Genomic DNA, 25,982 nt, shown 5'->3' on the forward strand with positions numbered 1-25,982 from the left:
GTTGAAGCTGACAGTGTTGCCTGTCAGCTTACATGTGCCACAGGATGACTTACACCTTCACTTTGTAACCAGTTTTAAAAATCCAGCCAATCACCAGTAAAAAGCTCAGCATAAACAGCAGAATCATGCTTAAACTAACAACCACATTCACATCCGATACGCCGTAAAAACTCCAGCGAAAACCACTGACCAGATAGACCACCGGATTAAACAAGGTCACTTTCTGCCAGAATTCCGGCAGCATGCTGATGGAATAAAAGGTGCCGCCTAAAAAGGCCAGCGGGGTTACGATCATCAAAGGCACCACCTGCAGCTTTTCAAAGCCATCGGCCAGCAAGCCAATAATAAAACCAAGCAAACTGAAGGTAATGCAGGTCAGCAGCAAAAACAGCAGCATCCAGCCTGGGTGCATAATGCTGTAATCCACAAAGAAGCGGGCGGTCAGCAAAATAATGCCACCTAAGATCATCGATTTAGTGGCCGCTGCTCCGACATAGCCCAGCACAATTTCCACCGCCGATACCGGCGCTGACAGCACTTCATAAATCGACCCCGACCATTTGGGCATGTAAATACCAAACGAAGCGTTCGAGGTGCTTTCAGTCAGTACCGTCAGCATAATCAGGCCTGGAATAATAAAAGCGCCGTAACTGATCCCATCAATCGACACCATGGCCGAGCCGATGGCCGCGCCAAACACAATGAAATAGAGCGATGTCGAGAGCACCGGGGAGGCAATGCTCTGCAAGGGCGTACGCCAGGTGCGTGCCAGCTCAGATAAATAAATGGCTTTAACCGCATACCAATTCATAGCGCTTCCTCCAATAAACTGACAAAAATTTGCTCCAGCGTGCGTTGTTTGGTGTGGACATCTCTCAGCTCCAACCGGGCCCGCTCGATGGCGCCGAGCATTTCGGTGACATGGTTGTGATCGCTGCCCCCATCGTAGGTGTAGGTCAGCATCAGGCCATCTTCCGATAAATCCAGCTGGTAGGCAGCCAGGCTATCGGGTACTTGCGGCAACGGCTGTTGCAGTTGCAGCATCAGCTGTTTTTGCCCAAGCCGGGTCATCAGTTGCTGTTTTTCTTCCACCAGCAGCACCTCGCCACGGCTGATAATGCCAATCCGATCGGCTATCTCTTCGGCTTCCTCAATGTAGTGGGTGGTTAGAATGATGGTCACCCCCTGCTGGCGCAGCTGTTCTACCAAACGCCACATATCGCGCCGCAGCTCCACATCCACCCCAGCGGTTGGCTCATCCAGAAACAGCACCTCGGGCTCGTGCGCCAGCGCCTTGGCAATCAATAAACGCCGCTTCATACCACCGGACAGCTCCATCACCTTGCTGTCGCGTTTTTCCCACAGCGACAGTGACTGCAGCACCGATTGCAGATAGGCATCGTTGCGGGCTTTGCCGAACATACCCCGGCTGAACACCACCGAATTCCAGACGGTTTCAAACATGCTGACTACCAGCTCCTGCGGCACCAGACCAATGCGTTGCCGGCTTTGCCGGTAGTCTTTGATCACATCAAAACCCGCGACCCGCACCGAGCCGGAGCCTGGATTGACCAAACCACAAATAATGCTGATTAAAGTGGTTTTGCCCGCGCCATTCGGCCCCAGTAAAGCCAGGATTTCTCCCTGTTTGATCTGCAGATTTACGTCTTTCAGTGCTTGATGGCCAGATTTGTAGGCCTTATTGAGGTTCTCTACCTCGACAATGTAGTGACTCACGCTGCTTCCTTTTTCGTCATGGTGGATGGTATTTACTCAGTCGTTTGGACGCTAAGCCATTCGACAAGGGTGGCGAATGGCTCAGCATCGCACTGTAAAACCTCAAGTTAGATTGAGGTCAAGCGCTTTTTACTACTTAAGACGCTGATCGGAACTGCATAGCGCTGTTATCGCGGTGGGATCCTGGCGTAAAAACTAACGGCGATGCGGTTCCAGCCATTTATCTCTATCGTCAGCGCCGTCAGACTGGCCAGCTCTTCGGCAGAAAACTGCTGGCTGGTCTGTTGATAGACAGCTTCTGAAACTTCCTTTGTAGCAGCCAGCAAGGTAAGACTCTCTGCCCAGCTTAACGCGGCTTGTTCCCGCATGCTGAATAACTCTGTTTCACGCCAGGCAGCCAGCAAGTCCAGACGCAACTGGGCTTCACCTTCCTTTCTGGCTTCTGCTGCATGCAGCTGCATGCAAAAAGCACAGCCATTGAGCTGGGACACCCTCAGCTTAACCAGATGCACCAGGGGGGCTTCCAGCGCCTGGGCCGCCGCTTCACCCAGCGCCAGCAGGCTTTTCATCAGCTGTGGTTGCAGTTGATACAGTTGTGCGGTTGATAACCGGCTTGCAGATGCTGACATAGTATTTTCTCCTCTGTTGTCATACCGCTGCAGCTTACCCCGCCTGACTTAGCCAGCCTTGTATAATTGCGACAACTTACGCTGTCGGTACTGGCCCGGGCTCTGCCCGCTGTACTGGCGAAACTGATGGACGAAATGGGCCTGATCGTAATAGCCCAGACCAACGGCGATATCGGTTAGGTTCTGCTCTGGGCAGCTCCTGAGGAGATAACGTGCTCGCTTTAGCCGCTGCCATTGGTAAAACTGGCCGGGTGATACACCAACTTGCAGTTGAAACTGGCGCTCCAGCGTGCGGCGCCCTACCCCTTGTTGTTGCAGCAAGCTGCGGATATCCTGCTGCGCTTGCAAGCCGGCCTGCCGCCATAGTTGCACAGCACCACTCTGCGGTGCCCGGCGCTGCAATTGTTGTAAGAAAAAGTGATCCAGTGCCGACGCATAATGAGGAGTACTTTCTGCCAGTTGGGCACACAAAGTGGCAAAGACTGGTTCCTTGGTGAGCCAGGCACTGCTTTGCTGCCCAAGCTCCTGCATGGAAAAGCCAAATAAAGCGTAAAAACCACCGGGGGTGAAGCGGATCCCTAAACACTCACCGGGCTGCCAGGCTGGACGGCTCTGTGGTGTATGATAGCTCAATGAACAAACCTGAATGCTGCCCTGCTGCAGCGGCAGAGTCAGTGTTGTCCCGCCATCCGGATACATGCGGTGCAATTGTGGCCCGCTTTGGGGGCGCAACAGGTAATAACACTCCAGCCAGGGACGAAGAGGAATTGCTGGCAACCAGCTGCGCCAGCCAAGCTGGGCTTGTTGTGCCTGACTGAATCCAAATGGATGAAAGGACATTGCGCGCTCCCGGGTGAATAAAGCAGCGAGGTGCTTTCAAACAACGCTGACGAAAAATCTTAGCACAGGCAGACAAGACACAGTTGTTACGGCTTGTTACCCAATTGCAAGCTTTTCCAACGCTGCAAAATACGGGGCGGCAGCCAGTACCAGCTGAGCAGCAGCAACAAGAAAAACAGCGTGTAGCCCAGAGTAAAGACCCAGGCGGGTGCATCGTAGTAAATCAGGTTGGAGACCCAGTACTCGATGAAGGAAACATCAAAACCATCCTGTCCGGCTGCCCGGCGCAGATCAACCTCCCAGTAGGTCAGCGGGCAATAACGGCCGCGCAGGCTTTGCACCAGCACTACGGTCACCACCGCCAGTTGCGTCAGGCGGAAAGTACTATTGCGCACCCAGTGCCAGTCACGCCAACCGCCGATCAAAGTCAGCAGCAAGCCGCCCAGCACAAAGAGCACGATCAAACCGTGCACCACCAGGACAATATCTGCCAGCAAGGCCGGGGCTGGCACCCGTTCATACCAGGGGTTCATCGGATAAAGTGTATCACAACAGCACTAAAATTCGCTCGAAGCCAACACAGCTGCGACCAGTGTCGGCTAAGCACAGTGTCTGTGCTAGTATACTTGGCGATGCAAAATAATACCTATACCAAGATCAACCAAGGAGACAAACCTGTGAGAAAACTAGGTATCCTGCTGCTGTGCTGGTTGCTGCCGCTGTCGGCAGTGTTAGCTGAGCAAAAACTACTCAGTGCCGAGCTTATCTGGGAGCTGAAGCGAATTGGCGCCCCGGTGATTTCACCCAAGGGTGAGCACATCGTTGCCCCAGTGACCAGTTTTGATGTACCCGCCGATCAGGGCAGCACCCAACTGTGGTGGTTTGCTGCTGATGGCTCCAGCAAACGGCCCATTACTGCCGAAGGCATGCGCGTCAGCGAAGCCACCTTTTCACCGGATGGCAGTACCCTGGCCTTTATCAGCCAACGCCATAAAGACGATGCCGGCCAGATTTACCTGCTGCCAATGAACCGTCCGGGTGAGGCCCAGCGCCTGACCGAAGTACCCACTGGTGTTTATGGCATCAAATGGGTTGGCCAGCATCTGTATTTCATCAGCCGTATCTTTCCGGAGCAGAGCTGGGATGAAATAAGCGCTCAGCTTAAAGCCGATAAAGACAATAAAACCTCGGCCCGTCAGTGGAATGCGCTGCCTTACTCGCATTTTGACCACTGGCTGGATGAGCGCCGTCAGGCCCATGTGTTTCGGATCCCGGCAGCCGGTGGCGAAGTAGAAGCCATCACCCAACCACTGGGACTTGAGTTACCACGCTCCAGCCAGGGATCGGGCAGCTACGACATTGACCCATCCGAGCGTTACATCGCCTTTAACGCCAACGGCTGGGACAACCAGGTCGATGCCAAAATCGATATTTTCCTGGCCCGGATTGGCGGCAGCGAAGCCGAAAACCTGACCGCTGGCAACGAAGCACCGGATGCCAACCCGCAGTTTAGCCCGGATGGCAAAACCCTGGCCTTTACCCGCCAGCGCATTCACGGTTTTTATGCCGATACGGCCAACCTGGTGTTGCTGGATCTGGCCCGTCGCAATGAGCGCGAAATTACCACCAACTGGGATCGCTCGGTGTCCAACTTCAGCTGGACTCATGACAGCCGTGGTTTCTATGCCGCCATTGATGATGCCGGTACCTCACGGATTTACCACATCAATGCCCGTAATGGTAATGTCCGCGCTGTCACGGCAGCTACCAACTTTGGTCGTCCGGCCATAGCCAGCAATGGCACCTTGGTGGCCACCAACGAAAGCTTCCTGTACCCGGCACGTCTGGTGCGGATCAACCCACGCAACGGCAACCTGACCCGACTGGACAGCTTTAACGATGAGGTGCTGGCCGATGTCGATATGGGTACCTATGAGTCCGTCACTTACCAGGGCCACAACGGTCAGGACATTCAAATGTGGGTGCATTACCCGCCTGGTTTTGACCGCAGCAAAAAATACCCGCTGTTTTTGCTGATCCACGGTGGTCCGCACAACGCCATTACCGATGGTTTCCATTACCGCTGGAATGCCCAGACGTTCTCTTCCTGGGGCTATGTCACCGCCTGGCCTAACTTCCACGGCTCCAGCGGCTTTGGCCAGGACTTTGCCGACAGCATCAACCCGGATTGGAAAACAGCCCCACTGTACGATGTACTGCGCGCTGCTGACTGGTTCAAAGAAAAAGACTGGATCGACAACGAGCGCATGGTGGCCGGTGGCGCCAGCTACGGCGGTTACTTAAGCTCCATTATTCTGGGCCAGGAGCATCCGTTTAATGCGCTGCTGATCCATGCTGCGGTCTACAATATGTACTCGCAGATGTCGGCGGACTTTGCCGTGCACTCCACCCGCTTTGGCCATTACTGGGACAACCCGGAGATTTACAAGTCCATTTCACCGCACTACTTTGCCGGTAACTTCAACACCCCCACCCTGGTGATCCACGGTCAGCTTGACTATCGTGTGCCGGTGGGTCAGGGCTTTGAGTTGTTCCGTACCCTGCAAAGCCGTGGTGTCGAGTCGCGGATGATCTACTTCCCGGATGAAAACCACTGGATCTTAAAGCCAAACAATTCCATTTACTGGTACAATCAGGTCAAAGACTGGATGACGCGTTTTGCCGAGCCAGGCCCGCGTTAATGCGATATAAGTAATGAAGGCGGCCTGGTGCCGCCTTTTTTACAGAGACAGGGCTAAAAACCATGCAACTAAAAACCATCAATAAAGAGCGCTACCGCAGCCGTCTGCACCGTATTATGCTAGCCAGTATTCTGGCACTGGCGGGCATTAGCCTGGGCAGCTCGACCTTGCTAATTCAGCTCTTTTCAGAGCCTGGTGCTGGCAACTTCTGGCTCAATGCCACTGGTGTGCTGATTGGCTGCCTGGTGGTTGGAGCTGCGTTAAAGCAGCTAAAGAGCCACCCTTACTTTTTTGAAGTCGCCTACATCTGGGATCTGAAACACGAACTGAATCTAATCCAACGCAAGCTAAAACACATTAGCAGAGCGGCAGACCAGCTTGATCCTACAGCCTTGACCATACTGGCTTTCAGTTACGCTGGCTCTCGGCTGATTTGGCAGTTGGATGATAATACGCTGGTATTATCGGAGCTGAATCAGACCGACAATGCGCTGCAACAACAAATAGCAGAAGCGGGCCTGCAGATTGAGCCCTCGCATTATCAGCGGCAGATGCTGGATAAATTTTGAGCTGGTAGGCCTTGTAATCACTGAAAGGTTTTCAGATACAGTTGCTCTACTTCAGCTCTGGCCCAAGGTGTCTTACGTAAGAATTTCAGGCTGGACTTTACCGATGGATCTTGCTTAAAGCAGTTGATCCGTACATAGCTTGCCAACTGTTCCCAGCCGTAATGCTCAACCAGCCGTACTAAGATGCTTTCTAAAGTAAGTCCATGCAGTGGATTATTGGCTTGTGTTGTATTCATACCCTGTGTCCTCGATTGCAAAAACTGGCTGCATGGTACAGCAAGGGAGCCTGAGCTGCCATCGACCATTGAGTGCGTGCATCAGCAATAGCGCATTAACCGGGATCTTCGCCAGGAAAGCAAACTAACGCGGCTTATCCTCTGGCCGGCCGAAATGCTGCCCTAGCAGTGCGAACACCAAACCTATTGCCAGCCCAATCAAGTTCCAGGGATAAGGATCCCCGGCAAAGTAATCACCCAGTATAGTGCCCATGATAAAACCGATAAAACTTGCAACCATTCTATGGCGACGCAGTCGCCACTTTTGCAGGTTGGCCTGTTTACGTGCCAACTGCTGACGCTTACTCTTCAGCAGTGCCTCAGCAGCAACCTCCGCTTGTTCACGGCTAAGCACCCAAGACCTCCATATTAAAACATCCAAAATTACAATAACTTAAGTCGATACTTGGCACATACATGAATGCTGATACAGACCAAAACATAGTGCTATGCCTGATGCACTTTCAGTGTGGGCCATTGCAGCTTTAACCCCACCAAATAACCAGCAGCAAGGACTAAACAGATGCCCGAACTAACCAGCCAAAACATCAGGCTATTGTCAGGAAACTGTGGCATCAGCACTACAAAACCAAGGCCTCGCATCAGCAGTACAGCACCTATCAACAGCAAACCAGTGCGCAGCAGCGGTAAACGACGAATGACGCCAGCTCCGGAAAGCGCATAAGCGCTCCAAATCAGTAATACCAACACAATACCGGAGGTAACTACCGCGGGTTGCCAATGGCCGGCCTCTGCCATAAGTGCCATTTGCTCGCCGGCACCGAAAAATCGGTACCAGTCACCACCAAATACAATACACCCCAGATGCGCAAGTGCAGCCAAAAATGAGCCTGCAGCCGCCATAAGCAGCCAATAGTTTGTTGCTTTCAAGATTAAGTTCCTTTTATACATCGCTGCTAAGTCAGCGTGCTTTATTATCCAGAGTCACGGGTTTCACCACCCTGATAGTACGCCCATTGGCAAACCAGCTCTACCAGGACCTAAGCTCCAATTCAGGGGCATCTATTTGTCGCCTTCTAAGACATTAATTCGCTCACCAGACGATGCTTCCAGAACAATGACTCTATCAAGGTACCATTCACCCGCAGCTCTGGTGGCATAGGCATACACTGTGCCAGAGGATTCAGGCCCTCTTATGTTATATTCCAGTGAGGCCGAACCGTCCGGGCCGCTGATATTCACACTGCCTAGTACAAACCAGCTGGGGCTGACCGGCTCCCCGAATACAGCAATGACTTGCGGATGGGCAGACACCGACTTGAGCGAAAGCTCGTATGCGTCGCCTTTCAACATATTCATCACGAACAGGATCACTGCACCTATAAAAGCCAGCAAAGCCATACCACCTGCCAGGCCAAGCCCAACCCACAGAAATGTTTTCTTCATAGTATTAAACGTACATCCCTTTGCAAAAACAGTGTGCAATGATTAAATCGCTCAGCGAAACTCGCTGACAATACAAACACCTTTGCAGTTAAAACTCACTCAGGCGCATTACTTTCAAAAACGAGATAATTTACACACCGAGCAATTCATTGCTAAGTAACCAATTTAACTGACTTTTTACGTATGAACAAGCTGTAACTTTTACTCTCTAAATTTACCTTTATTAAACCATCTTATGCTGTACAGATAAAAAAACCCCGGTATCCGTACCGGGGTTTGAGGTATTAGCTACTAAGGCTTATTCCCATTCAATGGTCGCCGGTGGCTTGCCGCTGATGTCGTAGACTACGCGGGAGATGCCGTCGATTTCATTGATGATGCGGTTAGACACCTTGCCCAGCATATCGTATGGCAGGTGCGCCCAATGGGCGGTCATAAAGTCGATGGTTTCGACCGCACGCAGTGAAATCACCCAGTCGTACTTGCGGGCATCGCCCATTACCCCGACCGAGCGCACCGGCAGGAATACGGCAAAGGCCTGGCTGACTTTGTGGTACAGGTCCGCTTTATGCAGCTCTTCGATAAAAATGGCATCGGCGCGGCGCAGCAAGTCGCAGTACTCTTTTTTCACTTCGCCAAGCACCCGCACACCAAGGCCTGGCCCCGGGAACGGGTGGCGGTACAGCATGTCGTACGGCAAACCCAGCTCTAAACCGATTTTGCGCACTTCGTCTTTAAACAGCTCGCGTAGTGGCTCGACCAGGCCCATTTTCATATGCTCTGGCAGGCCGCCAACATTGTGGTGCGATTTAATCACATGGGCTTTGCCGGTGGCCGAACCTGCCGACTCAATTACATCCGGATAGATGGTGCCTTGCGCCAGCCAGCGGGCATTTTTCAGTTTCTGCGACTCTTCGTCGAACACATCGACAAAGACCCGGCCAATGGTTTTGCGCTTTTGCTCCGGATCGTTCTGGCCGGCCAGCGCATCCAGGAAGCGATCTTCAGCGCTGACATGGACGATGTTCAGACCAAAGTGGTTGCCAAACATATCCATCACCTGCTTGGCTTCGTTTAAGCGCAGCAAGCCGTTATCGACAAAAACGCAGGTCAGTTGTGCGCCGATAGCACGATGCAGCAACATGGCGGTGACCGAGCTGTCGACACCACCGGATAAACCCAGAATCACTTCGTCCTCGCCAACCTGCTCACGAATGCGCAGGATGGCATCTTCGATAATGGATGCAGGGGTCCAGAGTTTTTCGCAGCAGCAGATATCGACCACGAAATGCTCCAGCATCCGCAGGCCCTGACGGGTGTGAGTCACTTCCGGGTGGAACTGCACGCCGTAAAACTGACGCGCTTCATCGACCATACCAGCATGCGGGCAGGTATCGGTGCGGGCCACGGTTTCAAAACCTGGTGGGATCTCGATAACTTTATCGCCATGGCTCATCCAGACATCCACCAATGCGGTATTGCTGGCACTGATGTGATCTTCGATGTTGGCAAATAAGCGGTTTTTAGCAATCACTTCCACCTGAGCATAGCCAAACTCACGCATATCGGAGCAGGATACTTTACCGCCCAGTTGCTCGGCCATGGTTTGCATGCCGTAGCAGATGCCAAGCACAGGCACGCCTGCCTCGAATACATACTGTGGTGCCCGCGGCGAATCAGCAGCAGCCACACTCTCCGGGCCACCGGATAAAATGATACCGGTTGGGTTGAAGTCGCGGATTTGCTCCTCGGTAACGTCCCAGGCCCAGAGTTCACAGTAAACCCCAATCTCGCGGATGCGACGGGCAATCAGCTGGGTGTACTGAGATCCGAAATCCAGGATCAGAATGCGGTGCAGATGAATGTTTTTGCTCATAGTGACCTTTTTAAATCCAATCGTTGTGAAAGCAAACGGCTGGCAAGTGCCAGCCGCTGTGAAACGCAGCCTTTACCCCATGCGGTAATTCGGCGCTTCCTTGGTAATTTGCACATCGTGCACGTGCGACTCGCCCATACCGGCAGAGGTCACTTTGACAAATTGTGGCTTGGTACGCAGCACCTCAATGGACTCACTGCCGGTCAGGCCCATGGCCGAGCGCAGACCACCCATTTGCTGGTGAATGATGTTCTCGATCGGGCCTTTGTACGCCACCCGGCCTTCAATGCCTTCCGGCACCAGCTTTTCGGCATTGTCGCTGCCCTGGAAATAACGGTCGGACGAACCATGCCGCTGTGCCATAGCGCCCAGAGAGCCCATGCCACGGTAGGATTTGTAATAACGGCCCTGATACAGCTCCACTTCGCCCGGCGACTCTTCGGTACCGGCAAACATGGAGCCCACCATCACGCAATGGGCACCAGCCACCAGGGCTTTAGCGACATCGCCTGAAAAACGGATACCGCCATCGGCAATGATTTTTACCTTGGTGCCTTTCACCCCTTCGACCGCATCGGCAATCGCCGTGATTTGTGGTACACCACAGCCGGTCACAATACGGGTGGTACAAATCGAGCCAGGACCGATGCCTACTTTGACGGCATTGGCACCGGCTTCCGCCAGCGCTTTGGCGCCTTCAGTAGTCGCGACGTTGCCCGCAACAATTTGCAGGTTCGGGTACTGGGCACGAGTTTGTTTCACCCGGTCAATCACCCCCTGCGAGTGGCCATGGGAGGTATCAATCAGCAGAATATCGACGCCAGCTTCGACTAAAGCGGCGATACGCTCGTCGGTGCCGGCCCCCACGCCAACCGCAGCACCCACCCGCAACCGGCCCAATTCGTCTTTACAGGCATTTGGCTTGCTGGCGGCTTTGTAGTAATCCCGCACCGTGATTAGGCCTTTTAATTTAAAGGCATCGTCTACCACCAGCACTTTTTCAATGCGGTGCTGGTGCATTAACTTAAAGGCTTCTTCGCGGGAAGCATTTTCGTTCACTGTCACCAGGCGATCTTTCGGTGTCATCAGTTCAGAAACTTTGGTGCCGGCACTGGCTTCAAAGCTCATATCACGGCCGGTGACAATACCGACCAGATTGTGGTTGGCATCCACCACCGGGAAACCTGAAAAACCGTGTTGCTGCGCCAGCGCCTGCACTTCACGGACTGTCATTTGCGGCGATACCGTGACCGGATCCGACACTACACCACTTTCGTATTTTTTTACCCGGCGAACGTGCGACGCCTGCTCTTCAATGGTCATGTTTTTGTGGATAAAACCAAGGCCGCCTTCTTGCGCCAGTGCAATGGCCAAACGGGCTTCGGTCACGGTATCCATCGAAGCGGACACCATCGGAATATTCAGATGAATGCTGTCGGTCAGCTGAGTGCGTAAATCGGCAGTATGGGGTAGTACGGTGGAGTGCGCCGGAACCAGTAACACGTCGTCAAAGGTAAGGGCTTCTTTCATGATCCTGAGCATCGCAACAATCTCGCTTCTTGGGAAAAACCAAAGGAATGTTGCGGCGCAATTTTAGCGCTTTTTCGCCTTCGGAACAAACGATTTTTTACTTTTGTGGTAGAGTAAGCCACTTCTGCCGGGAAACTTCTGATATCAGCATGCAAAACAAAGACATTTACACCGTATCCCGCTTAAACAGCGAAGTCCGCATGGTGCTGGAGCAACAATTTCAGCGCATCTGGCTGCAAGGAGAAGTGTCTAACTTTGTCGCTGCAGCCTCTGGTCACTGGTATTTTTCATTAAAAGATAGCGGTGCCCAGGTCAAAGTGGCGATGTTTCGCCAAAGCAATCGCATGGCCAGCATCAAACCGCAAAATGGCCAGCAGGTACTGATCAAGGCCCGCATCAGTGTGTACGAGCCCCGCGGTGAGTACCAGTTGCTGGCCGAGCTGCTGGAAGATGCCGGCAGTGGTGCCCTGCAATTGCAGTTTGAACAAGTCAAAGCACGCTTACTGGCCGAGGGCCTGCTGGCCAGTGAACGCAAGCGGCCGTTGCCGGCCATGATTCAGCGCTTAGGCGTCGTGACCTCTCCGACCGGTGCGGCCATCCGCGATATTCTGACGGTGCTCAAACGCCGGGCGCCAGGCATGCAGATCATTGTTTACCCCAGCCTGGTGCAGGGCAGCAGCGCGGTCGCTCAGCTCTGTCAGGCGCTTAGCCTGGCCTATCAGCGCAACGAGGTGGATGCCATTATTATTGGCCGTGGTGGCGGTTCGCTGGAAGATCTTTGGTGTTTTAACGACGAACAACTGGCCCGGCTGATTGCAAAAAGCCCGGTGCCTATTGTCAGCGCCGTTGGCCATGAGATTGATGTCACCATCAGTGATTTTGTCGCCGATATCCGCGCCGCCACGCCATCGGCTGCCGCCGAGCTGGTTTCCAGCGATCAGCTGCATCTGCTGGAGCGGGTGCAGCGGCTGCAGCGGGCTTTGCTGCAGGCGCAGCGCCAGCAGCTGCAGCGCTTTGCGCCCAAAGTAGCACAACTGACCCAGCGACTGCAGGCCAGACACCCTTCGCGGCAACTGCAACAGCAACAACAGCGGCTGGACGAGCTTAGTAGCCAACTGCTGCGCCGGTTGCAGCAGCGCTTGCAGCAATTCAAGCAGCAACAGGCCAGCCTGAGCCGTCAGCTCAGTGCACTGTCACCGGCCAAAAAGCTGCAGCAGCATCAGCAACAACTGAACCAGCAGCAGCGGTTATTGCACCGGGCCATGCAGCAACAACTGCAGCAACATCAGCAACGCTGGCAATTGCTCCTTGCCCGGCTGGATACCGTCAGTCCATTGGCTACTCTGGCACGGGGCTACAGCATCAGTTTTGATGAACAAAATAAAGTGCTGACCGATAGCAACCAGTTAAAAAAAGGCCAGTTGGTTCGCACCAAACTGGCCCAGGGAGCTTTTGTCGCAGAAGTGACTGCTATCGAACGCTAACCGTTACTGACCTGCTGCGCCGACCGCAGGAGTCCCAAACAAGCGTCGCTTTAGTGCCCTGAAGGGGCGTTTCACATCTTCCAGAATTAAGTACAGGCAAGGTACCAGCACCAGGGTGATTAAGGTAGCAAAGAGCACCGCAAAGCTTAAGGACACCGCCATCGGAATGACAAACTGTGCCTGCAGGCTGGTTTCAAACATAATCGGTACCAGACCAAAGAAGGTGGTCAGGGAGGTCAGTAAAATAGCCCGAAAACGCATTTTACCAGCCCGCATCACCGAGTCGGCCACCGATAAGCCTTCCCGTCGCGACTGGTTGACGTAATCAGTGAGTACCAGGCTGTCGTTGATCACCACCCCGGCAGCCGCAATCATGCCAAAGAAAGAAAACAGCGACAGATCCATACCCAGCACAAAGTGCGCCAGTACAGCACCTATCATGCCGAACGGGATCACTGACATCACAATCAATGGCTGACTGTAGCTTTTCAGCGGAATGGCCAGCAGGATATAGACCATCAGTAAGCCAGCAATCATGTACAGGAACATCTGATCACGCTGACGTTGCTGCTCTTCAATCTGACCACCCAGCTCGGTACGCACCCCAGGGAAACGCTCCAGCAGTTCCGGCATCACTTCAGCGCGAACCAGCCGCACTACTTCAGAGGTGGTGACCTGAGCCTGATCGACATTGGCGGATACCCGCACAGTACGGAAACCATTTTCCCGATTAATACGGGAAATGCCTGGCGCTTCCACCAGCTCGGCGACATCACCCAAGAGTACGAACTCTCCGGATGGCAACCGAACCTTGCTGTAATCCAGCGCGCCGATTTGCTCACGTTGCAAACGTGGGTAACGCACCATCACCCGTACTTCGTCACCATCACGGATCATCCGCTGTGCTTCCAGGCCATAAAAGCCGGAACCTACCTGGCTGGCTACATCGGCCGGTGTTAACCCCAACTGGTACGCTACCGGTTTTAGCTGTAAATTCAATTCTTTGCCGGCAGAGTCAATAGTAGAACTTAAATCAAACACACCGGGAATTTTGGCCAGATCAGCAATCAGGGCAAGGCCTGCCTGGTTCAGTTGATCAATATCACGGCCAAACAAACGATACTCCAGATTATTTTGCCCGCCCATACTCATCACATCATCCTGCACCCGGATCAAACGGACACCGGGCAATTCCGGCATAGCTTCACGCCAGCGTCTGGATAAGGTGAAGGCGTTGAATGGCCGATCATCTTCAGCCACCAGCGTCACCACTACCTGGCCACTGGTTTGACTGTTTAAAAAGGCAAACACATCACTGATTAATGGCTGACCGGTTTCATCCCGTACCCGCTCTTCCTGCTGGTAAATCATGGCTTCAATCGCCAGCAGGCTTTCCAGCGTTTGCTGCTCAGAGGCATTTTGATGCATCTCAAAACTAATGGTTGGGTAATCGTGTGGCACCGGTGGCATCATCACCACCCGCAGATGATTAGAAGCCATCAAGGCAATGCTGGCCATCAATAAGACCAAAAAGGCTGCCAGCGTTGCATAGCGTTGATTGATGCAGCGCTGTAAAAATGGCTGGTAACGCTGCTCAATAAACTGCTGGAAGTTTTGCTGGAAACGGCTGCGCCAGTGTTCTTTAGCCAAAGGTTTGATTTTACTGTGCGCCAAATGCGCCGGTAAAATCAGTTTGGACTCAATCAGACTGAAAATCAGACAAAGCACCACCACAATGGAGATATTTCGAAACTCGTTCGACTCCATGCCCTGGGCAAACATAAAGGGAGCAAACACCGCTATGGTGGTCAAGACACCGAAGGTGGCCGGTGTGGCAACCCGCCGGGCACCACGCACAATATTATCGACACTGTGGCCCTTTTGCTCTGTTTCGTGATAGGCGCTCTCCCCTATCACAATAGCATCATCCACCACGATCCCCAGCACCATGATAAAGGCAAACAAGGTAACGATGTTGATGGTAACGCCAGCAAATGGCATCATCCAAATGGCGCCTAAGAAAGCAATGGGTAGGCCCAGCATCACCCAGAACGCCACTTTTACCCGCAAGAACAGCATCAGCATCAAAAACACCAACACCGAGCCTTGCAACAGATTGCTCCACATCATATTCAGGCGGCCATTCAGGTAATAGGTCATATCGACCAGCGCATCCAACTGATAACCATCCGGCAACTGCTCATTTTTATAGGCCAGATATTGATGCACACTGCGGGCAACATCCGGTAAGGATTGGGTGCTGGATGCTTCTACCTGTAAAAAGGCCGCATTACGGCCATTGCTGCGCATGTAGTTAACCCGCTCTTCAAAGCCATCATGAATGCTGGCAATATCGCCGAGCAAGACCCGCTCTCCCTGAGGGCCCAGAATAACCGGAATACGGGCAAACTCATCTGCCCGGTAAGCGCGTTGCTCCGAGCGGATAGTGATCATGCCGGATTCACTGCGGATCATACCGGCCGACAAATTATCGGAGTAGTTACGAATGGCGCGGCTCACATCCTGCAAACTGAGGTTATAGCGTTGCAGTGTTTCCGGCGCGATTTCCACTGCCACTTCCCAGGCTGGCATGGTGTTAAAGTTGACAAAGTTGATTTGTTCCAGCAATAACAGTTCGTTTTGGATCTCCCGACCCATGGCTTTTAACTCCAGCGAGTCCTCACTGCCGGTCAATACCAACTCAACCGCCTGCTGACGCCACTCGAGCTGATAAATCGTTAAGGGCTCCATACCAGCCGGGAAAGTGCCGATGGAGTCGACCCGCAGCTTGATTTGATCCAAACGACTGCTGATATCTTCACCGACCTCCAGCTCAATACTTAGACGGCCACCACCACGCCAGGCAAAGCTGCGCACGCGTTTAATGCCTTCAATATCCTGCAAGGCTTCTTCAATCTTAATCAGGATCCCTTCTTCAATTTCCTGTGGTGCTGCACCGCGAAAAGTGGTGTTAATATGAACATAGTTCACTTCCACTTGCGGAAACATCTGCCGTTGAATGCTGTTGTAGGTGACAAAACCCATCACCAGAATAAACACCATCATCAGATTGGCAGCTACCGGATTGTTGGCGAACCAGGAAATAATGCCTCTTTTCGGATCGATGTGGTCCATGCCTTACTCCACCTTCGCCAGTTCGCTGCCATCGCTTTCAGTGCGCACCTGCATGCCTGGCTGAGGAAAACTGGGAGCCAGCAACACCAGCTTGTCACCGGCTTGCAGGCCTTGCTCAATCAGCACACTTTTGCCTTCCTGCCGCACGACTTGGATGGGTTGACGCCGCAAGGTACTGTCTTCGTTCAGCAGCCAAACATGTTGGTTTTGCACCGCATCCTGCGGCACTTCAAACACATCCTGCTGCGTGCGACCAGCTAGTATGACCTCAACGTACTGGCCAAAGCGCAGCATCGGCTGATCAAGATTCAGGCTGTACGGATTTTCCACTTCTACCACCAGATGGCCCATCCTGGTTTGACCATGGATCACCCCCAAATCACGCACCACCTCTGCCTGACGATAATGACCATCAAACTGCACCTGGGCAGGTATACCTGCCACCGGCTGAGGTAAAAAACGTGTGTCAAAGCCAGCAATAGGCACGTGGATTTCAGCCTGTTCCACACTGTAAATTTCACCCAGAGCCGTGGCTGCCGACACAACCTGCCCCAAACCAACACTGCGATTAATCACCAATGCATCGTAAGGAGCAACAATTTGAGTCCGCTCCAAGTCACGCTGGGCTTTTTGTAACGCTGCCAGCGCTGATTTCACTCCCGCTTCCGCGCTATGCAACTGTGGCTTGCGCAGCCCCAGGGCTGAAACCTCTCCAGGCGATAGATGGCGCAGCTCCTGTTCAGCTACCCGCGCCAGGGCTTTTTCCTGCTCCAGTGCCGCATGGGCGGCTGCCACAGCAGCCTCTGCTGACAGCATGGCAGCCTGGTAATCGGCAGCATCCAGTTGCGCCATGACTTCCCCTTTGGCTATGACGCCACCAGCAACAAAATTGGGGTGAATGCGAATAACGCGACCAGAGACTTCGGGGGTTAAACGGGTTTTTTCTTTGGGTTGCACTTCGCCAAAGACCCGAACTTCAAAGCGATGTGCCCGGGGTTGCAAAGTCTGAGTATGCACCAAAGGTGCTTGCGCCCTGCTGGTATCGGCTTCAAGAGACTTTGGAGCCGTACTGACAATAGCCACGACCACAAAAATGCCAAGCAACAACACACCCACCGCAATGGCAGCTTTCAACCAAGCGCTCATCATAGCTTCCTTTATTCGAGCAAAAATTACCCTTTAAAGTAGCAGATGCAGCCGGGTGGGGATAATTAAGAAGTGTTAACTTTTATGTAGACTGAAACACTTTGTTGCAACTGCCTGAGTTGCAACAAAGTCTGGTGGGAAAAAATGCTAGCTTTTTTTCAGCTTCTGCCGGGCTTTGAGCAACCGATCCCGTTTGTATTGCTGATTCGGCGTCATACTGACCCGCTTTTTCTCTGTCGCAAAAGGATTATCGCCTTCACGGAACTCTATGCGAATAGGCGTACCCATGATTTGCAAAGCTTTGCGGTAGTAGTTCATCAGATAACGTTTGTAGGAATCTGGCAAGGCACTGACCTGATTGCCATGGATCACTACGATCGGTGGGTTATACCCTCCGGCATGGGCATACTTGAGCTTGACACGGCGGCCATTCACCAGAGGCGGCTGGTGATCATCCTGCGCCATTTTCATAATCTGGGTCAAAATGGAGGTATTGATCCGCTTGGTGGCCGATTGGTAGGCTTCTTCTACCGACTCAAACAGGTTACCCACCCCCGAACCATGCAAGGCTGAGATAAAATGCAAACGGGCAAAATCAATAAAACCAAGCCGGCGATCCAGCTCACGCTTCACTTCATCCTTAACGCCTTCGTTTAAGCCATCCCATTTATTCACCGCAATTACTAGCGAGCGCCCGGCATTAAGTGCAAAGCCCAGCAAACTAAGATCTTGATCCGCAATACCCTGACGGGCATCCAGTACCAGCAGTACCACATTGGCCTCTTCAATGGCCTGCAATGTTTTAATCACCGAAAACTTTTCGACTTTATCGTCAATCTTACCGCGCCGCCGCACCCCGGCCGTATCAATCAAAATATAATCACGCTCGTTGCGCTGCATCGGAATATAGATGGAGTCACGGGTGGTACCTGGCATGTCGAACACCACCACCCGCTCCTCGCCCAGGATCCGGTTGGTCAGGGTGGATTTACCAACATTAGGCCGACCAATAATGGCCAGCTTGATTGGCTTGTCTTCCAACGCCTCGGCTTCAGCCGCCAACTGCTCATCGTCTGACACTGGATCGGCCAGTTCAGTTTCATCCTGCTCAGGCGCTTCAGGCAACTCAAGCAGTGGGCGTAACGCTTCGTTTAATAGCACCGATAAACCACGACCATGGGCTGCTGCAATCGGCCAGACCTGGCCCAGGCCCAGGCTGTAAAACTCAGCAATGGCACTGTCGGCATCCAGACCATCGGTTTTATTAGCAACCAGAAATACCTGTTTTTGTGCTTTACGCAAATAATCCGCAATGCCAATATCCCCGGCAGTAAGGCCAGCTCTTGCATCCAGCATAAAAAGCACCACATCAGCCTCGTCAATCGCCCGCAGCGATTGATCAGCCATTTCCACTTCGATGCCTTCGGCATCGCCATCGATACCGCCGGTGTCCACCACGATAAAGGACAATTCTTCGAACTCGACAGAGCCGTATTTCCGATCACGGGTCAGACCAGGAAAGTCAGCGACCAGCGCATCCCGCGTACGGGTTAAACGATTGAATAAGGTTGATTTACCAACATTGGCACGACCAACCAGAGCGACGACCGGTAACATGAGCTCACCTCAAAATAAAAATAACAGGCTCACTAGAGCCTGTTATAGCTTAACGCATAACATTCGGTTTGGTACTGCTTTAGGGTTGCTGCAATACCACCAGCTCGCCATTGCGACTTTGCAGCACCAAATAATTCCCGTTGGTTACAGGTGCCACATAAAAACCTGAACGATGGAATTGATGGCGCGCTACCATATCGCCAGTGCGCCGATCCAACCAGTGCAAGTAACCTTTGCTGTCACCAAACACCAGATAATCGCCAAAAATGGTTGGTGCAGTCAGGAAATGACGCTCCAGTGCATTCTGTGACCACAGCTCCTGGCCATTACGGCGATCCACTGCATAGACACGGCCAACAGAGTCTACGATATACAACACCGTATCAGCCAGTGCCATATTGCGGAAGCTGGCATAGTCACGTTTCCACAGAGTGCGCCCTGAGTTAAGTTCCATCGCCAACAGTTCGCCGTTGTATGCAATGGCATAAATGGTGTTGCCCACAACAATGGGTCTGGCATCCACATCTACCAGGCGGGCCAGATCAGTGGCGCCTTGCGGGGTTGCCACCACTTCTTCCCAGGCTGGTAAACCATGCTCAGAAATCAACACACCCACTTTGCCTGCGCCAGAACCAAACACCACCCCACCTGGCACGATCACCGGCTCGGCAACACCACGAATGGTTAGAGCCGGCAACTCTTGCTCGTACGCCCAACGACGGGAGCCGTCGGCCGGATTCAGTGCGACGATCGTTCCGGAGCCTGTGTTGACCACAATCATGCCATCTCCGGCCGCAGGGGCAGCCAGCACTTCACCAGGCACTTTACTTAACCAGCGCCGCTCTCCTGTTGCCGGATCAAGGGCAATAACTTCCCCGTTTTCGGTACCAAACAACAGATGGCCAAAGCCGTGTGACAAGCCTCCGGATACCCGAGCGGTGTCTTTCGAACGGTATGCCAGTAAGCGCCAAAACCCAATCACGCTGTCGCTACGGGTATCGTAAGTCCATACTCGGTTACCGGTTTCCAGTTCAAACGCTGTGATCACACCGGTCCGGCTTGCCGCGAACAACTTGCCATCCAATATCAGCGGCCGCAAACTCGAATCAAAATGCTGTACACCATCTGCTGCAGTATGATCCCACAGCAGCACAGGTTGAAACTGGTTGGTGACAGCCGGCAAAACCAACTTTTCTTTTTTGGATGAACAACCTGCAACCAATGTCAACAGCACGGTCAGGACACAAAGAGTCCGCATCGAAATACAATTCACAGCATGCCCTCGACTTGGATATGAGCCAATTCATCCAGCTTGATTTTCAGCAGTTGGTTGGCTTCAGCACCAACCGTACTTTTCGCCAACTGGTAGGCTTGCTTTGCGGCTGACGCATCGCCCTGAGCCAGGAAGATATCTCCCTTTAACTCTTGCTGTTGCAGTTGGAAGCTCTCTGGCATGGCCGTTTGTAACTGAGCCAGTGCCTGGCTGTATTGCTGTTGCTGCAGATGAACCCGCGCTAAACGCAGCCTGGCAATAGCATCAATAACCGGGTCTCCGGTCTGCGTGATCACCCAGGCCAGTTGTTGCTCGGCAAGACTGTAATCTCCCGACAGCACAGCATCACGGGCCTTCAACATTGCAGCAAAAGTAGCATAGGCCGTCTTTTCATGGTTGCTAATGTAACGCTCTGCATCATCATACCAGGCTTCCGTTTGCTGCTCTTGTGCGACCAACAATTGCTCAAAGCCTGCCGACGCCTGCTCCGCCTGACTCAATTGCTGTCCTTGATAATAGCGAAAGCCATAAAGCCCGCCCAAGCCCAGGATGGTACCAGCTACAATGGTCATGCCGTACTCTTTCCAAAATCGCTTGATAGCTTCAACCTGTTGTTCTTCACTGCTGTAAACGTCCATAACTGCTCCGTTATTCTTTCGCTAAATCGTTTGCAAAAAGCCAACCAGCTCGGTTAGCGCAATACGTTGCTGTGGCCGCTCTTGCCGCAGCCACTTAAGGGTAATGCTGTTTGAAGCCAGCTCATCACTGCCAAGCACTAAAGCCAGCTCAGCCCCTGATTTATCTGCTTTCTTAAATTGTTTTTTCATGGCTCCACCACCACAATGCTGCATAATGCGTCGCTGTGGAAAAGCGGTGCGTAGCTGTTCGGCAATCGGAACCATAGCAAGTTCCGTAGCCGGATCGGTTGCCATCAAATACCAGTCGGCTTGCGCTGGTGCGACTGGCGCCAAATCCAGTGTTTGCAGCAACAATACCAGTCGTTCAATACCCAGAGCAAACCCGACGGCAGGACAGGATTTCCCTCCTAACTGCTCAACCAGGCCATCGTAGCGCCCACCAGCACAGACAGTGCCTTGTGCTCCTAGACTATCCGTTACCCATTCAAACACAGTTTTGTTGTAATAATCCAGCCCCCGCACCAGTCGTGGATTCAGCTCATAACGCACACCAGCCGCAGTCAATCGTTGTTGTACTTCAGCAAAATGTTCGACCGACTCCGAATCCAGATAGTCAGCCAGCTTTGGAGCTGCCGCCAACAGCTCTGCAAGTGCAGGATTTTTACTATCCAGAATGCGCAATGGATTGCTGTGCAGACGACGCTTACTGTCCTCATCCAGCAATTCCAGATGTCCGGATAAATAATCCACCAGTGCTGTCCGATAACGTTGCCGTGCTTCCGGGCTACCCAGTGTATTGAGCTGCAAGCGCACATGCTGCGTTAAGCCAAGCTGCTGCCAAAGTCTGGCGCTGAGCAGGATCACTTCCGCATCCATATCTGCCGTTGCTACACCAAAAGACTCCAGACCAAACTGATGAAACTGCCGGTAACGGCCTTTTTGTGGCCGCTCATGCCGAAACATCGGGCCCATGTACCAAAGACGCTGTTCTTGGTTATACAGCAGTCCATGCTCGTTACCAGCCCGAACACAACAAGCAGTCCCTTCAGGCCGTAACGTCAGACTATCGCCATTTCGGTCGCTAAAGGTATACATTTCTTTTTCGACAATATCGGTCACTTCACCGATGGAGCGTTTAAACAGCTCCGTCATTTCGACGATAGGAAAACGGATTTCCTGATACCCATAACTGGTCACAGTCTGGCGTAGCAATTGCTCCAGATACTGCCATAGTCCACTATCTTGCGGCAGACAATCATTCATGCCACGAATGGCTTGTACTTGTTTCGACACAATCTTCCACTCGGATTGACTAAAAAATAGAGGCGATTATAGGAGCTTCAGCAGCAAACACCAAGCTTTCCCGAAGCTTTCTCACTGTTCCAACTGCGTGACCGCGATCTGCTGCTGCTTTCGCAACAAATAATCCCGCACCTGCTGTTCCAATTGCTCTGCGATATGTGCATTGTGCAATCGCAGCTTCTGCCGCTCACCATTGATGTAAAAGCCACTCATTCGATTGGCACCGGCTACGGCCAGATCGGATACCAGGGCTTCTCCCGGGCCATTGACCACACAACCAATGACAGACACCGTCAACGGCTCTACCACATCTTCCAGCCGTTGCTCCAGCTCATTCATGGTTTTGATCACATCGAATTCCTGCCGTGAACAACTGGGACAGGCAATGAAATTAATGCCCCGTGAGCGGATCCGCAATGATTTTAAAATATCAAAACCTACTTTTACTTCTTCCACCGGATCGGCGGCTAACGACACACGCAAGGTGTCACCGATGCCCTCAGACAACAGCATACCAAGACCAATTGCTGATTTCACGGCTCCGGCACGGGCACCACCAGCTTCAGTGATTCCCAAATGCAGGGGCTGTTTTATCTGCTGGGCCAGCAAGCGGTAGGCACCGACAGCCAGAAACACATCCGATGCTTTGACACTGACCTTAAACTGTTCAAAGTTCAACCGGTCCAGGATATCAACATGGCGCATGGCTGATTCCACCAAAGCCGCAGCAGTAGGCTCACCGTATTTTTGCTGAATATCCGCTTCCAAAGAGCCGCCATTAACACCAATACGAATAGGAATATTGTGATCTCTGGCACAATCTACCACAGCCCGGATCCGATCTTCCCGGCCAATATTGCCTGGATTAATCCGCAGACAATCCACACCGTACTCTGCTACCTTCAACGCAATGCGGTAATCAAAATGAATATCCGCAATCAACGGGATGGGGGATTGCTGTTTAATCAATCGAAATGCTTCTGCGGCTTCCATCGTCGGTACAGACACCCGGACAATATCAGCCCCGGCAGCCGCAATCGCATTAATCTGCGCTACAGTTGCGGCCACATCGGTGGTTTTGGTATTGGTCATCGACTGAACAGCAATAGGAGCATCTCCCCCCACAGCAACAGAACCAACATGAATTTGGGTACTTTTACGACGCTTAATCGGATTTTCTGCAAACATAATTTATTCTTGTATCGGAACGGAAAATTTCGCAACCCGGCCACTGGCAAAACCGGACAAATCAACAGGCTCATGATCGAGCTCTATCTCAACCACGGTAGGGTTCCCTAAAGTCACAGTAAAAGGCGCTTTGCCTTGTACCTGCATCAGATAACCTGCCCGCTTGGTACCAAAGGCTACTCTGGAGCCATTATCATCCACCACATCAATCCAGCAATCATCGGCAAAACGCATCGTTAACTGATTGCTCGACAGCACAGTCTCAGCGACCGGCTGCGTGGCCATCATACTCGCCTCTGCCGGCACTTCAGAGCTACTTTCAGGAGCAAAGACTTCATCATCCTCAGGCCCGGTGTCAAGCATGGACTCCTGATATTCTCCCTGCTCAGGCCCGGTATCGGCTTCACTGAATGTTAACTCTGAAAGTTGCGCTGCTGTGCTGACGGATGACGTGTTGGCTGTTACCTCATCACTCAGCCAATGAGTTTGCCACCACCAAAGCAACAGCAGCCCAATCAGCACAGCTCCCACCAGATAAGTGAGCAGCATAAAACGATTTTCAGTCGCCTCTTTTTCGGTACGGTTTGAAAAGCTGTGCATAGCTCTGGTTTCGGCTTGTTGCCCACCATGATGACGCTCGTACGCACTTAACACATCCTGCTCGGAAATCTTCAGTAGCCTGGCGTAAGAGCGTAAGTAGCCCCGAATAAAGGTTGGCAGCAGATTGGCGTCGTATTGATCCCTCTCCATGCTTTCGATCAGCGACAGTTTAAGGTTCAGCTGACTGGCAGCTTCTTTCACTGACCATTGCTTGCGCTCACGAGCCAGGCGTAATAACTCACCTGCCCGGACCTGTTGTACTTCTGTTGAGGTGCTTTCAGTTGTCATGGTTGAGATCAGCCGGGTTTATCAAATAGATGTGTTGTCCTACGTAAACCCGACTTTCCTTAGTCAAATTATTCCAATGCAATAACTGGGCAAGGCGCACATTGTAATGCATTGAGATACTAAAAAGTGTATCTCCGCGCTCTACCACATGAAAATCCGGCCGCTCCACAGCAACAACCTCCGTCACCGGCGCTGGCGCAGGTTCTGCCAGCCAAATTTTCTGACCAGTTCGAATGGTAGCTGCCGGCGACAGTTGGTTCCATAACTGCAGCTTTTCCAGCCGAATATTATACTGCATGGAAATAGCAAACAGCGACTCACCTTGTTGCACTAAATGATACGCCACTTCGTCAGATGAGTGCTCTGGCATCGCTTGGTCGTCGTCCCGCTGTGCTGTTGGCAGACTGTGGAGATCTTTTGGCTCCGAGTCATGGACAGCAGACCTGGCAAGGAGTTCATTGACTGGGTCATGCCCATTAATGGCTGGCGCACTCTCGTTTTCTTTTGCTGGTATCGTGGCATCACTCAGAGCTTCTGATGGCTCAAACAGCTGCAACGATCGGGTTAAACTTGTGAGCTCAAAGGCTGCGGTTTCAGCTATCGAATGCTGCATGGAAGACATCTCCGATAGCACATCGGGTTGCGGCTCAGGTTGCAGCCTGGACACCGATGGTTCTGTAACCCTTGGCTGAGTGCCCGAAAATGACGATAAAGAATCAGCAATCAGACTGGTTTCGTTGCTTGTGACAGCAACAGAAGACGCAGCGGCTTGCGGTGACAGAGACACTGACGATGCCCCCTCTGTAGCCTGAGTTGCCGTTTGCTCACGCCGTACAATACGGATCTGAGGCTGCGACACCGGCGCTTCTGCAACCACAGCAGCAGGTATTTCTACCGATGACAGCAGGTAGGTCTTGTATCGCTCACGGAGCTGTTCAAACTCAGTATCCTGTACCCGCCCCTCGCGAAGTAAACGGGCAGCCCGGCTATCCGGATAAACCTGCAACAACAGCTCACGGGCATTCTTTTGTGTTTCACTGTCCAATTCTTTATCGGCCAGTAGAAAACTCAATAACGCCGTATCGGCCGAAACATGACCAAGACGCTGAATGCGGGTAAGATGCTGACGGGCGCGTTGATGCCTTCCCATGGCGTAATCGAGCGCGGCCAGGTTTAGCAAGCTACTGATGCGGTTACTACTGTGGAGTACAGCAGACTCCAGATAGTGTTGCGCACGACTGAAATTATTTTGCTGCAACTGACATAACGCCAGATTTTCATAACTTTCCGAAACGCGTATATAACCCGGCCGACGAATGGCCGTTAGCAAGAGTACTTCCGCCTCATCGTACTTTTCTTGTTGGCACAAAAAAGCACCGTAATTGTTGTAGGTATCCGGGTTATCGGCATCACGTGCCAAAGCCTGTTTGTAAGCAGCCTCTGCTTGTTCTGCCTCATTTACGCTTTGATAGTAGTAAGCAAGCGCATTGTAAACTTCAGGCAGGTTAGGCGCCAGGATCCTGGCACGCTCCAGATTGAAGATTGCCTGGGCATTTTCTCCGCGCTGCAAGTAATTAAGGCCCAGCGACATTCGGGTTCGTGCGGCTTCGGTGTTATCAACCTGTCGTTGCTGCACGGGTCGCTCTGAGCCGACATAAGTACTCTCAGATACACAAGCTGATAATACCAATGCACTCACAACGAACATGCTAACCGACAGTTTCTGCATAACTTTTACCCTGAGCA

The 25,982-nt window shown here is 52.5% G+C and carries 23 protein-coding genes; 3 read left to right on the top strand and 20 right to left on the bottom strand.

Annotation, left to right across the window (positions count from 1 at the left end; genetic code table 11):
* Nucleotides 1–49: 49 nt before the first annotated feature.
* The 5 genes from ABC502_RS02775 to ABC502_RS02795 all read right to left on the bottom strand — a co-directional run bounded on the left by ABC502_RS02775 (nt 50) and on the right by ABC502_RS02795 (nt 3,739).
* Entirely contained in the window at nt 50–811 is a 762-nt protein-coding gene (locus ABC502_RS02775) for an ABC transporter permease (protein ID WP_345914810.1), read from the bottom strand.
* Complete coding sequence (locus ABC502_RS02780; protein WP_330086814.1) at nt 808–1,737, bottom strand: ABC transporter ATP-binding protein; 930 nt, start codon at nt 1,735–1,737, stop codon at nt 808–810. Before ABC502_RS02780 ends, ABC502_RS02775 begins: the two co-directional genes overlap by 4 nt.
* 167 nt (nt 1,738–1,904) lie before the next feature.
* Nucleotides 1,905–2,366, bottom strand: a complete 462-nt coding sequence (locus ABC502_RS02785) for a carboxymuconolactone decarboxylase family protein (protein WP_345914811.1) — start codon at nt 2,364–2,366, stop codon at nt 1,905–1,907.
* A gap of 48 nt (nt 2,367–2,414) precedes the next feature.
* Complete coding sequence (locus ABC502_RS02790) at nt 2,415–3,206, bottom strand: helix-turn-helix domain-containing protein (protein ID WP_345914812.1); 792 nt, start codon at nt 3,204–3,206, stop codon at nt 2,415–2,417.
* Between the two features lie 86 nt (nt 3,207–3,292).
* Nucleotides 3,293–3,739: a DUF2784 domain-containing protein gene (locus ABC502_RS02795; RefSeq protein ID WP_345914813.1), complete on the bottom strand. Its 447-nt coding sequence runs from the start codon at nt 3,737–3,739 to the stop codon at nt 3,293–3,295.
* Nucleotides 3,740–3,883: 144 nt separating this feature from the next.
* Here ABC502_RS02795 and ABC502_RS02800 point away from each other — a divergent pair, with 144 nt between their 5' ends.
* Together ABC502_RS02800 and ABC502_RS02805 are read left to right on the top strand one after the other, a co-directional pair.
* Nucleotides 3,884–5,908, top strand: coding sequence for a S9 family peptidase (locus ABC502_RS02800; protein WP_345914814.1), 2,025 nt, complete (start codon nt 3,884–3,886; stop codon nt 5,906–5,908).
* A gap of 62 nt (nt 5,909–5,970) precedes the next feature.
* Nucleotides 5,971–6,477, top strand: coding sequence for a DUF3087 family protein (locus ABC502_RS02805; protein ID WP_330086809.1), 507 nt, complete (start codon nt 5,971–5,973; stop codon nt 6,475–6,477).
* Nucleotides 6,478–6,494: 17 nt separating this feature from the next.
* On the opposite strand, the gene ABC502_RS02810 is transcribed toward ABC502_RS02805, so the two are convergent.
* From ABC502_RS02810 to guaB, 6 genes are all read right to left on the bottom strand, one after another.
* The gene (locus ABC502_RS02810) at nt 6,495–6,713 is read right to left on the bottom strand and encodes a VF530 family protein (protein ID WP_330086808.1); all 219 of its coding nucleotides are present in this window, start codon (nt 6,711–6,713) and stop codon (nt 6,495–6,497) included.
* A 124-nt stretch (nt 6,714–6,837) separates the two neighbouring features.
* On the bottom strand, nt 6,838–7,107 hold the full coding sequence (locus ABC502_RS02815) for a hypothetical protein (protein ID WP_345914815.1): 270 nt from the start codon (nt 7,105–7,107) through the stop codon (nt 6,838–6,840).
* 92 nt (nt 7,108–7,199) lie between these two features.
* Nucleotides 7,200–7,646, bottom strand: coding sequence for a hypothetical protein (locus tag ABC502_RS02820; RefSeq protein WP_345915130.1), 447 nt, complete (start codon nt 7,644–7,646; stop codon nt 7,200–7,202).
* A 129-nt stretch (nt 7,647–7,775) separates the two neighbouring features.
* Nucleotides 7,776–8,159, bottom strand: coding sequence for a cytochrome c oxidase assembly factor Coa1 family protein (locus ABC502_RS02825; protein ID WP_330086806.1), 384 nt, complete (start codon nt 8,157–8,159; stop codon nt 7,776–7,778).
* A 298-nt stretch (nt 8,160–8,457) separates the two neighbouring features.
* Nucleotides 8,458–10,035 carry a glutamine-hydrolyzing GMP synthase gene (gene guaA / locus ABC502_RS02830; protein WP_330086805.1) on the bottom strand — a complete coding sequence of 526 codons (1,578 nt, stop codon included), beginning with the start codon at nt 10,033–10,035 and terminating at the stop codon, nt 8,458–8,460.
* 72 nt (nt 10,036–10,107) lie between these two features.
* On the bottom strand, nt 10,108–11,577 hold the full coding sequence (guaB, locus tag ABC502_RS02835; RefSeq protein ID WP_345914817.1) for an IMP dehydrogenase: 1,470 nt from the start codon (nt 11,575–11,577) through the stop codon (nt 10,108–10,110).
* A 137-nt stretch (nt 11,578–11,714) separates the two neighbouring features.
* On the opposite strand from guaB, the gene xseA reads away from it, so the two are divergent.
* The gene (gene xseA, locus ABC502_RS02840; protein WP_345914819.1) at nt 11,715–13,049 is read left to right on the top strand and encodes an exodeoxyribonuclease VII large subunit; all 1,335 of its coding nucleotides are present in this window, start codon (nt 11,715–11,717) and stop codon (nt 13,047–13,049) included.
* A 3-nt stretch (nt 13,050–13,052) separates the two neighbouring features.
* Here xseA and ABC502_RS02845 read toward each other — a convergent pair whose 3' ends face one another.
* The 9 genes from ABC502_RS02845 to pilW all read right to left on the bottom strand — a co-directional run bounded on the left by ABC502_RS02845 (nt 13,053) and on the right by pilW (nt 25,965).
* The gene (locus tag ABC502_RS02845; RefSeq protein ID WP_345914820.1) at nt 13,053–16,184 is read right to left on the bottom strand and encodes an efflux RND transporter permease subunit; all 3,132 of its coding nucleotides are present in this window, start codon (nt 16,182–16,184) and stop codon (nt 13,053–13,055) included.
* 3 nt (nt 16,185–16,187) lie between these two features.
* A complete protein-coding gene (locus tag ABC502_RS02850) occupies nt 16,188–17,330 on the bottom strand; it encodes an efflux RND transporter periplasmic adaptor subunit (protein WP_330086801.1) in 1,143 nt (380 codons plus the stop codon).
* A gap of 147 nt (nt 17,331–17,477) precedes the next feature.
* On the bottom strand, nt 17,478–18,947 hold the full coding sequence (der, locus tag ABC502_RS02855; protein ID WP_345914821.1) for a ribosome biogenesis GTPase Der: 1,470 nt from the start codon (nt 18,945–18,947) through the stop codon (nt 17,478–17,480).
* A gap of 79 nt (nt 18,948–19,026) precedes the next feature.
* Nucleotides 19,027–20,205: an outer membrane protein assembly factor BamB gene (gene bamB / locus ABC502_RS02860; RefSeq protein WP_330086799.1), complete on the bottom strand. Its 1,179-nt coding sequence runs from the start codon at nt 20,203–20,205 to the stop codon at nt 19,027–19,029.
* 11 nt (nt 20,206–20,216) lie between these two features.
* Nucleotides 20,217–20,858: a tetratricopeptide repeat protein gene (locus ABC502_RS02865; RefSeq protein ID WP_330086798.1), complete on the bottom strand. Its 642-nt coding sequence runs from the start codon at nt 20,856–20,858 to the stop codon at nt 20,217–20,219.
* A 21-nt stretch (nt 20,859–20,879) separates the two neighbouring features.
* The gene (hisS, locus tag ABC502_RS02870) at nt 20,880–22,151 is read right to left on the bottom strand and encodes a histidine--tRNA ligase (RefSeq protein ID WP_330086797.1); all 1,272 of its coding nucleotides are present in this window, start codon (nt 22,149–22,151) and stop codon (nt 20,880–20,882) included.
* 81 nt (nt 22,152–22,232) lie between these two features.
* A complete protein-coding gene (gene ispG / locus ABC502_RS02875; protein ID WP_330086796.1) occupies nt 22,233–23,348 on the bottom strand; it encodes a flavodoxin-dependent (E)-4-hydroxy-3-methylbut-2-enyl-diphosphate synthase in 1,116 nt (371 codons plus the stop codon).
* A 3-nt stretch (nt 23,349–23,351) separates the two neighbouring features.
* A complete protein-coding gene (locus tag ABC502_RS02880; RefSeq protein WP_345914823.1) occupies nt 23,352–24,236 on the bottom strand; it encodes a RodZ domain-containing protein in 885 nt (294 codons plus the stop codon).
* Nucleotides 24,226–25,965 carry a type IV pilus biogenesis/stability protein PilW gene (pilW, locus tag ABC502_RS02885; RefSeq protein ID WP_345914824.1) on the bottom strand — a complete coding sequence of 580 codons (1,740 nt, stop codon included), beginning with the start codon at nt 25,963–25,965 and terminating at the stop codon, nt 24,226–24,228. The genes ABC502_RS02880 and pilW overlap by 11 nt, the downstream gene beginning before the upstream one ends.
* Between the last annotated feature and the right edge of the window lie 17 nt (nt 25,966–25,982).

Origin of the sequence: Alkalimonas sp. NCh-2, from assembly GCF_039631345.1 — a bacterium.
Lineage (GTDB): Bacteria > Pseudomonadota > Gammaproteobacteria > Enterobacterales > Alteromonadaceae > Alkalimonas > Alkalimonas mucilaginosa.

Bases quoted from the DNA above. Each gene is read 5' to 3' on its own strand.
- guaA (WP_330086805.1), bottom strand. From the start codon at position 10,035: ATGAGCAAAAACATTCATCTGCACCGCATTCTGATCCTGGATTTCGGA.
- ABC502_RS02805 (WP_330086809.1), top strand. From the start codon at position 5,971: ATGCAACTAAAAACCATCAATAAAGAGCGCTACCGCAGCCGTCTGCAC.
- guaB (WP_345914817.1), bottom strand. From the start codon at position 11,577: ATGCTCAGGATCATGAAAGAAGCCCTTACCTTTGACGACGTGTTACTG.
- der (WP_345914821.1), bottom strand. From the start codon at position 18,947: ATGTTACCGGTCGTCGCTCTGGTTGGTCGTGCCAATGTTGGTAAATCA.
- ABC502_RS02845 (WP_345914820.1), bottom strand. From the start codon at position 16,184: ATGGACCACATCGATCCGAAAAGAGGCATTATTTCCTGGTTCGCCAAC.
- pilW (WP_345914824.1), bottom strand. From the start codon at position 25,965: ATGCAGAAACTGTCGGTTAGCATGTTCGTTGTGAGTGCATTGGTATTA.
- bamB (WP_330086799.1), bottom strand. From the start codon at position 20,205: ATGCGGACTCTTTGTGTCCTGACCGTGCTGTTGACATTGGTTGCAGGT.
- ispG (WP_330086796.1), bottom strand. From the start codon at position 23,348: ATGTTTGCAGAAAATCCGATTAAGCGTCGTAAAAGTACCCAAATTCAT.
- ABC502_RS02810 (WP_330086808.1), bottom strand. From the start codon at position 6,713: ATGAATACAACACAAGCCAATAATCCACTGCATGGACTTACTTTAGAA.
- ABC502_RS02880 (WP_345914823.1), bottom strand. From the start codon at position 24,236: ATGACAACTGAAAGCACCTCAACAGAAGTACAACAGGTCCGGGCAGGT.
- ABC502_RS02795 (WP_345914813.1), bottom strand. From the start codon at position 3,739: ATGAACCCCTGGTATGAACGGGTGCCAGCCCCGGCCTTGCTGGCAGAT.
- ABC502_RS02865 (WP_330086798.1), bottom strand. From the start codon at position 20,858: ATGGACGTTTACAGCAGTGAAGAACAACAGGTTGAAGCTATCAAGCGA.
- ABC502_RS02850 (WP_330086801.1), bottom strand. From the start codon at position 17,330: ATGAGCGCTTGGTTGAAAGCTGCCATTGCGGTGGGTGTGTTGTTGCTT.
- xseA (WP_345914819.1), top strand. From the start codon at position 11,715: ATGCAAAACAAAGACATTTACACCGTATCCCGCTTAAACAGCGAAGTC.
- ABC502_RS02785 (WP_345914811.1), bottom strand. From the start codon at position 2,366: ATGTCAGCATCTGCAAGCCGGTTATCAACCGCACAACTGTATCAACTG.
- ABC502_RS02775 (WP_345914810.1), bottom strand. From the start codon at position 811: ATGAATTGGTATGCGGTTAAAGCCATTTATTTATCTGAGCTGGCACGC.
- ABC502_RS02790 (WP_345914812.1), bottom strand. From the start codon at position 3,206: ATGTCCTTTCATCCATTTGGATTCAGTCAGGCACAACAAGCCCAGCTT.
- ABC502_RS02825 (WP_330086806.1), bottom strand. From the start codon at position 8,159: ATGAAGAAAACATTTCTGTGGGTTGGGCTTGGCCTGGCAGGTGGTATG.